This is a genomic window from Bradyrhizobium diazoefficiens, from assembly GCF_016612535.1.
GTDB classification, from domain to species: domain Bacteria; phylum Pseudomonadota; class Alphaproteobacteria; order Rhizobiales; family Xanthobacteraceae; genus Bradyrhizobium; species Bradyrhizobium diazoefficiens_C.
This window is the reverse complement of record NZ_JAENXS010000004.1, coordinates 244,204-251,979: the sequence shown is the minus strand read 5'-3', so window position 1 is coordinate 251,979 and position 7,776 is coordinate 244,204. Positions and strand designations below refer to the sequence as shown.

General features: G+C 65.0%; 10 protein-coding genes. 5 read left to right on the top strand and 5 right to left on the bottom strand.

The genetic code is table 11. The annotated features are described in order from the left end of the window. From repB to JJE66_RS35265, 3 genes are all read left to right on the top strand, one after another. The coding region (repB, locus tag JJE66_RS35275; RefSeq protein ID WP_200520386.1) for a plasmid partitioning protein RepB at positions 1-830 on the top strand (830 nt) is incomplete at its 5' end. A gap of 277 nt (positions 831-1,107) precedes the next feature. Beyond that, the gene (gene repC, locus JJE66_RS35270) at positions 1,108-2,433 is read left to right on the top strand and encodes a plasmid replication protein RepC (protein ID WP_200520385.1); all 1,326 of its coding nucleotides are present in this window, start codon (positions 1,108-1,110) and stop codon (positions 2,431-2,433) included. 178 nt (positions 2,434-2,611) lie between these two features. Next, positions 2,612-3,127, top strand: coding sequence for a hypothetical protein (locus JJE66_RS35265; protein WP_200520384.1), 516 nt, complete (start codon positions 2,612-2,614; stop codon positions 3,125-3,127). 112 nt (positions 3,128-3,239) lie between these two features. Here the strand turns inward: JJE66_RS35265 and JJE66_RS35260 are convergent, their stop codons facing one another. The 5 genes from JJE66_RS35260 to JJE66_RS35240 form a co-directional block, all read right to left on the bottom strand. Beyond that, complete coding sequence (locus JJE66_RS35260) at positions 3,240-3,662, bottom strand: type II toxin-antitoxin system VapC family toxin (RefSeq protein WP_200520383.1); 423 nt, start codon at positions 3,660-3,662, stop codon at positions 3,240-3,242. Then, a complete protein-coding gene (locus tag JJE66_RS35255; protein WP_200520382.1) occupies positions 3,662-3,928 on the bottom strand; it encodes a type II toxin-antitoxin system VapB family antitoxin in 267 nt (88 codons plus the stop codon). Before JJE66_RS35255 ends, JJE66_RS35260 begins: the two co-directional genes overlap by 1 nt. Positions 3,929-4,076: 148 nt before the next feature. Next, complete coding sequence (locus JJE66_RS35250; protein WP_200520381.1) at positions 4,077-5,159, bottom strand: site-specific integrase; 1,083 nt, start codon at positions 5,157-5,159, stop codon at positions 4,077-4,079. Beyond that, on the bottom strand, positions 5,156-5,563 hold the full coding sequence (locus tag JJE66_RS35245) for a type II toxin-antitoxin system VapC family toxin (RefSeq protein ID WP_200520380.1): 408 nt from the start codon (positions 5,561-5,563) through the stop codon (positions 5,156-5,158). The genes JJE66_RS35250 and JJE66_RS35245 overlap by 4 nt, the downstream gene beginning before the upstream one ends. Next, positions 5,563-5,817, bottom strand: coding sequence for a type II toxin-antitoxin system Phd/YefM family antitoxin (locus JJE66_RS35240; protein ID WP_200520379.1), 255 nt, complete (start codon positions 5,815-5,817; stop codon positions 5,563-5,565). The genes JJE66_RS35245 and JJE66_RS35240 overlap by 1 nt, the downstream gene beginning before the upstream one ends. Before the next feature lie 214 nt (positions 5,818-6,031). Between JJE66_RS35240 and JJE66_RS35235 the strand changes: the two genes are divergently transcribed. After that, on the top strand, positions 6,032-7,072 hold the full coding sequence (locus JJE66_RS35235) for a DUF1403 family protein (RefSeq protein ID WP_246756798.1): 1,041 nt from the start codon (positions 6,032-6,034) through the stop codon (positions 7,070-7,072). A 1-nt stretch (position 7,073) separates the two neighbouring features. Continuing rightward, positions 7,074-7,760 (top strand): SMC-Scp complex subunit ScpB, encoded by a 687-nt coding sequence (locus JJE66_RS35230; RefSeq protein WP_200520378.1) that lies wholly within the window; start codon positions 7,074-7,076, stop codon positions 7,758-7,760. The last annotated feature ends 16 nt before the right edge of the window (positions 7,761-7,776 follow it).

Here is a 7,776-nt window from a genome sequence, read left to right as displayed (position 1 = left end):
AGGCGCTGGTGGACGCCGGCGGCGGCTCGGAGCTCGATCCCTCCTCTATCGATCCATCGCCCTTTCCGGACCGGCTCCCCGATGACAGCCAGGTCGATTTTGAAGCGCTCAAGAAGAGTATTGCCGAAGAAGGCCAAAAGGTGCCGATCCAGGTCCGGCGTCATCCGACCGTCAGCGGTCGGTACCAGGTCGTCTACGGGCATCAACGCTTGCGAGCGGCTTTGGATCTCGGCATCAAGGTCAAGGCCACAGTCCTCGCGCTGTCGGACAGTGAGCTTGTCGTCGCGCAGGGAATAGAGAACGCGGCACGTCAAGATCTGAGCTGGATCGAGCGAGCACTTTTCGCGTGGCGAATGGATCAGGCCGGCATCAAAGCGCGCGACATCCGCGCCGCTCTTTTGGTCGACGATCCAGAACTCGCTCGCCTCAGGGCGGTCTGCCGGGCTGTCCCCGTCGAGCTGATCAAGGCGATTGGCCGGGCACCGAAGGTCGGGCGGCCTCGTTGGGTCGCGCTGACGACTGCCATCGGAGAAGATTCGGCGGCACTCGATCGGGTGCGAAAAACCTTGTCAGCTGACAAGGTTTCGGGGCTGCCTTCGGATGAGCGGTTCAAGCTCGTCTTTGCTGCGGTGAAGAAGCCGCCGGAACGATCTCACAGCGAAATCGAGATGCGCAGCCCGGCCGGTAAGGTGCTGGGAAAGGCGACTTTCTCGAAAGGCGACATCAAGCTTACGGTCTCGGAAAAACACGCGTCGGAGTTCGGCGCCTTCCTTGAGGAAGAGCTGCCGGGTCTGGTGGAACGGTTTTTTGCCCAGGAGGGTACTGAGTGATTTTCGGCGTGCGGCCCGACCTTGTCAGCTGACAAGGTTTGGCTGGATGACGGGAAGGGCTGAGGCCTCGGCCGAAGCCGGATGATAGCGCAACAAACACAGAGGTAGCATGCGGTAAAAAGAAAGGCCCCCGAAACAGTGTCCCGGAAGCCTCTCTCGTTCGTTTGGCGACAACGAGAATCTCACTTCCGCGAATCACAGTCAAGAGCCTCTTCGAGGTATTGGACACCGTTTTGGTGAGCGCTTTCGCTTTGCCTAAAGGCTGAAAGACACATCCATGACGAACCCCTTATCAACGACGCCCTTTGGGCGGCGGCCGCTGACGCTTGGCATGATTTCAAGCCAGTTGGCCGCAAAGGCAAAGCCAGGCACCGCCATCGTTCACAAATGGCACGTCTTTCAGCATATCAAGGAAGCGCGCCAGGTTCTCGGCGCGACCGACCGTGCGCTGACGATCTTGCACGCGCTGTTGTCATTTCACCCCGAGATCGCGCTCGAGGCCGACAGCGAGTTAATTGTTTGGCCCTCCAACGAGCAGTTGATGGCGCGGGCCAATGGGATGCCGCCGACGACGCTGCGCCGGCACCTCGCCGTCCTGGTCGACTGCGGCCTGATCATTCGCCGGGACAGCCCGAACGGCAAGCGCTTTGCGCGCAAAGGGCAGGGCGGAGAGATCGAGCAAGCCTACGGCTTTGACCTGGCCCCGATGGTTGCCCGCGCCGAGGAATACAAGACGCTTGCGGGCGCCGTGCAGGTCGAGAAGAAGGCGTTTCGCGTTGCCAAAGAGCGCCTCACCATCCTGCGCCGGGACATCGTGAAGATGATCGGGGCGGGGATCGACGAGGGCGTGCCGGGAAACTGGAAACGGTTCCAGCAGGCCTACCAGGAAATTGCCGGACGGATTCCCCGGTCTGCACCGAGGCAGCTCCTGGAGAGCCTCGGCGGCGAGATGGAAAAGCTCTGGCGCGAGATCCGTGAGCTGCTGGAAACATTTGCGAAAACACAGAATCCGGACGCCAATGAGTCCCATTCTGGTTGCCACATACAGAATTCAAACCCAGACTTATTACCTGAATCTGAAAGAGGCTTAGCGAACAGGTATGAAGCGAGCGGCAATGCCGTGGCTAACGACAACCCACGGAGCGTGCCGAAGCGTGAGCTCCCCTTGGGAATTGTGCTGGATGCCTGCCCCAACATGCCCTGGCTGATCAAAGGCGGCGAAATCCGTCAGTGGAAGGATCTGCTGGCCGCAGCGGAGCTTGCCCGGCCGATGCTCGGGATCAGCCCGAGCGCCTGGCGTGAGGCCCAGGAGGTGCTCGGCGACCAGCAGGCCGCGATTACGCTGGCGGCGATCTACCAGAAGGCGGATCAGATCAACAGCGCCGGCGGCTATCTGCGAAGCCTGACTGACCGCGCCAAGGGCGGGAAATTCTCCGTCTGGCCGATGATCATGGCCTTGCTGCGCGCCAAGCTCGACGGGTCGAAGCCAACCCCGCCGCCCCCGGGCGGTCCCGCCGGATTGGAGCCGGGGAAGCCCGCGCAAACCGGCACCTTCCAGGCCAGCGCCGAATTACGCGCCTCATTGGCCCGGCGGCCGAAATGACCCGAAACGGCAGGAATGACTCCGTTGTCGGAGCCGACTCGGCTACGGTTTTCGGGCAGGGATGGGAGAGGGCGGTTTGACCAGAGAGACGACATCAGTCGGCGGCGCAATCGCGGCGGCCCTCGAACGGGCCGAGGAATTGCGCAGTCTCAGTGACCGTCCGGCTCGTGTGCGGATCATGACGATCTTTGGCGATGATCGCTCAGGCCTCACGATTAATGCCAGGATCGCGGCGCGGACTCCGGCGGAGCATCGCGCGCAGGAGGGCCTCGGAACCCGGTGTATCCCATGGGACGAGCTCGACGCGCGCGCCGGCGAAATCGTCGGCCTGGTGGACGAGATGGTTGGGGAAGTGACGCTGGCCGTGCGAAACGCCCCGCCTGTGCCGCGGCCGAGCCGCTCGGAAGACGATCTTGAGCTTGCTGCGTTCGACGATCTGATCGACGAGCTTGGGCAAACATTCACCCAATCGGCTCTTTCTGTGCTGGAAAAGCATGCGGCGAATCAGGTCTCGCGGGAGCTCGGCAGTGAAGCCGCCATGTTAGCCGCACTGAAATTCGCGGCGCTCGCGGCCTATACCGGCAATGTCGGACTGAATGACGCCCAGGACGAACTCCGAATGGCGATGAGCGAGGTGATGAGCAAAGTGCGCGCTTCGCCCGAGTTTGCGCCGCGGCAGAACCTGAATTCGTGAGCGGGAGCGGTGCGCCGCTCATCCGGGAAGATCGGCGTCCCCACGCAGTGTTTAAGGTTTGATCGTCCCAACTCCAACCGCCCCCGCCTCTTTCCGGCAAAGAAGCCCGTCACTATCGGAGATCGGTCTGTGCGAAGTCGTTGCCCTTGTAGAGGAGCGGGATTCGGTAAGCCTTGGCGCAGGCATACGCGAAGCAGTCCCCGAAATTGAGCTGTGCGGAATGGTCGACCAGGCGGCTATAGGTCTGCGCCGCTTCGACGGCCTTGCGACCGATATCCGGCGAGACGGAGATTTCCTGGGCGCCGAGCGAGGTGACGAATTCCCGCACCGCGGTTTCCGCCTTGGCGAGGAGGGCCGCGTCGCGCGGTAAGCCGGTTTCGCGGGCGAGCTTCGTGGCCAGCGATGCGGACGCCTCGAACATTACGAGCGGTGAGACAAAGAAGCCCGTTTTCGAGCCGTTCAAGCGGCCGGCGAGCTCGGGTCCATCCGGCTCGCCGCCGAGCATAGCGACAATGGCCGAGGCATCGAGGAACATCAGACGCCCCACATCTCGTCGGTGAAGGCCTTCATGTCGAAATCGTCCGTACCGGTGAGACCGCGCTCTGCAGCGTTGGCCCGAATGCCAGCGACGATCGCGAGGGCATTGCCGATCCGCTGGCTCGGCAGCATATTCTCAGTTTGGCGCTTGATCTCGTGCTCGAGCGCGAGACGCACGGCTTCTGTTTTGGTCCGCGAACCTGTCATGGCCTGGAGCCGGCTGGCGAGGTCGTCGACGTGATCGTCACGAATGAAGAGGGGCATGGGATATCTCCATGGGGATATCTAGCATATCCATCATGGAATATCCATGGTGTACCGCCCGGACGTATGTTGCCAGTCAGGTCCGGTGTATCCGTCTGGAAGAGGGCGGACCGTGCGCGCTGGTGCGAGTGAGGTCGGTATTCGGCGGTCAAAGGCCCGCAGCTTTGGTCAGATTGACCCGGAAGTGGTCGCGACGCCGCTGGTAACGACGGGTTTGCTCAGCACTGGCGTGACCGAGCTGTTTCTGGACGTAGCGCTCGTCCACTTCGGCCGAGGAGGCGAGGCCGGCGCGCAGCGAATGTCCGGCGAATTTCTCCTGCCGTTCGGCCTCGGGGAGATCGCCGCGGACACCAGCGGCCAGCGCCGCGCGCTTCACCAAGCGCGCGACTTGTTGATCGTTCAGGCGATCCGGTCCGACGTCTTTGCCTTGGCCGGTCACCCGGCGAAACAGCGGTCCGTGGCCGATCCGGGCCAGCTTCAGCCAGATTTGCAGGGCGACGATCGGGCAAGTGGCGTCGGACGAGCCGCGGCCGATCTCGATCTCGCGCCAGCCGGTCTTGCCGCGCAGGGTGACGATCATGCCCTTGTCGAGGATCTCGACCCAGCCCTGGCCGTCCTCGGTGTCGTCGCGATTGACGTCGAGGCCGACGATCTCGGAGCGCCGCAGGCCACCGGCAAAGCCGAGCAGCAGCATCGCGCGGTCTCTCAAGCCCCGCAGCGTGCCGCGATTCAGTGTCTCGAGCATGGCAATGACGTCTTCCGGCAGCACGGCTTCCTTCTGCCGGGGCGGGGCGCCATGGGTGTTGCGGATGCCGGCGAGCACGGTCGCGATATGCCGATCCGTGCGGTCCAGCGGTGTCCCGCGCTGCGCATAGTTCCAGGTCAGGGCTGAGAGCCGGCGCTCGATCGTCGCGACCGAATTCGCCTGGCGATCGGCCGTCGCGGCGCCCGAGGCGCAGGCAGTGATGTAAAGCCCGACCGTCTGCGGGGACGGCGGCAGCACCTCGAGGCCCTGGCGCCGGCACCAGCCGGAGAAATGTTTCCAGTCGGAGCTGTAGGCCCGGCGCGTGTTGGCCGAACTCGCCGCGTCGACATACTCGCGCGCGCGATCGGCGAGCCGTTCGAGATGCGCCGGCAGGCCGGTTTCTGGTGCCGGGAGAGGGGAGGGGACTGATGCGTCGGAGGGGGCGGCCGGGAGCGGTTCGGAGTCGGTCGCCGGACTGCTGCTCATGCCGAGGCCTCCCAAGGATTGATCACCGTTGCTCCTGTATCCTCGAAATCAGCCACATTGCGGGTGACGAGGATGAGGTCATGGACGATCGCCGTCGCGGCGATCAGCCCGTCGATATCGCCGCGCGGCCGGATCGCGGCGATGCGCCCCCACTCGACGGAGATCTGGTCGGTCACCGCCAGGATGCGGTCGGCGTGGTCGTGGCGCAGCTTGCGCAACCATTCGGCAAGATGGCCGGCCGCCTTCGGATCCGACTTTTGCTTGAGCGCAATGCCGCGCATGATCTCGCCGAGGGTGAGGGTGCTCAGGTGGACACTGGCCGGGTCGACCGAGCGCAGCCAGCCGGTCGCCTGGACAGAGCCGCGCCGCGCCTCGGAGACAATATTGGTGTCAACGAGATACATCAGAACGCCACGTCGCGGCTGGGGGTCTTGGCGCGCCGGGTCACGGCCTCGGCCAGTTCGTCATCCCAACCTGGCCCGGCCAGCAAGTCGTCGACCAGGGTCGGGCGGCCGGAACGTAGCGCATCGTAATCGGCGGCCGACAGCACCACGGCGGCGCGCTCGCCGCGCAGGGTGACGACCTGCGGGCCTTCGAGACGGGCCTTCTGTACGACCTTGGAGAACTGATTCTTGGCGTCCTGCAGTGGCCATTCCATTTCTGCGCGCTCCTGGCTAGACAGTCTAGCTATATAGAAGGTGTTGTCGCAGAGATCAAGGATGGGGCCGCCGCGCCGGCGACGCCTTGATGGGGAAAGATCGACGGCCCAGCGCTGGCTCTCAGGCCGCGCGGAGGGCTCCCGGAGCGCGCTTTTCGAGGTTCTGGGCCCCTGAAAACGGGCATCCTCTATATAATGGCTAAAACGAATGATAATGCAACATTATCGTTCGTTGTTATTCACAGACAGGCCCGGCGGTTTTGGCGGTTATTGTGGCGCAAAGCGCCGCGACGGCTTAGTCTTTTGCATGCCCGCGCCGCACCGAATCGTCCCCGACCCGCCGCCGACCTTCGCCCTGGCCCCGAGCTGGCTGCGTCGTCTCGCACCGCCCGATATCGCCACGGAAGCGGTGTTTTATGCCGGCGCGGCGCTGGCGGCGCTGCATCCGATCGCCCGCGACGCGCACCCGCTCGGTTGTCTTTGGCGTCAGCGTCTCGCCCTCAGCTGCGCGGCCGCGCTCGCGCGCCAGGGCGGGCGGACGGAGGACGAAGCGGTGCTGCGCGACCACTGGTACCTGCGCCGCGACGACGATGACCCGGGTCCCGGCGGTCGTATTCTTGCCGCCTGGCGCAAGCTCGGCGAACGGGCCTCCCCCAGCGACGTGGAGGGATGGATTTTTGCTGTTGCAACCACGCTCGGCCATCCGCTCGGCTCGCTGCCGGGCGAGATCGTCGAACTTGCAAGTCGGCATTCGATGCACCAGCACGCCGTGCCGGTGCTCGCCGCCGCGGAGATCATCGCCGCGAGCAGGCGCCTGCTCCCGAATGAGGAGGCGCTGCCGCTGTGGCTGGCCGACGCCGTCCTCGCGCACCAGCTGCGCTGGGCGGTGCCGGTGCCGTTGATCGCGGCCCATCTGTCGCGCGGCGCGCTGCGCAAAGCGCCGCAGCACCTCGAGGGCGAGACCGTCTTCATGAGCGCACTCTGCGCGGCCTATACGAGCGCCGCCGTCGCCGCGATCGACCTCTACAGTGAACTCACACGGCGGGCGACGCGGCTGCTGGCGGTCGCGCCGAAGCTGCGCGGCAAGGATGCCGACATCATGGTGGGGATCCTGATGGTGGAAGATGCCCAGCCCGCCGGCGCCGGCAAGACGGCCAGCGACCGCAGCACGCGGCGGCTGTTCGACCGGCTGGTGTCGCTCGGCGCGGTGCGCGAGCTCACCGGCCGGCCGACCTTCCGACTCTACGGGCTCTGACATGGGCCGGCGGGCGCGACCGAAACAGGATCTCGACACCGAGCTCGCCGACCTGCCGCCGGAGCTGCGCTGGCGCGAATGGATGGGCCGGGTCGAGGCGGTGATCTTCGCCTCGCCCGGGCCGGTGACGCGCGAGACCCTGGCGCGCGTCGTCGGCCGCGACTGCAACCTCGACCTTCTGATCGACGACATTCGCGACGAGCTCCGTGGCCGGCCTTACGAGCTCGTCTCCGTCGCGGGCGGCTGGCAGCACCGGACCCGGAAGAACTTCGCCGAGGCGATCCGGGCTGCAATCGGCGCTGCCGGCGACGACAAGGCGTTGTCGCAGGCCGAAGCGCTGATCCTCGCCTGCATCGCCTATTACCAGCCCATCAACCGCAGCGAATTGTCCTCCTTCTTCGGCAAGGAGGTCAGCCGCGATACCATCGGGCGGCTGCGCGGACTGGAGTTCATAGCTGCCGGGCCGCGGAGCCCGCAGCCCGGCGCACCCTACACCTACGTGACGACCAAGGCGTTCCTGTCGCACTTCGGCCTTCAGACGCTGCGCGATCTTCCGGACATGGACATGCTCGAGGACGCCGGCCTGCTCAGCAAGGACAAAATGCTGGCCGGGGAGTTTCCGGTGCTTTCGTCGGACGAGGGCGACGACGTCGAGGCGGACCTCGACGAAGATGACGATGTGGCTTGAATCGCTGTCGAGGGAG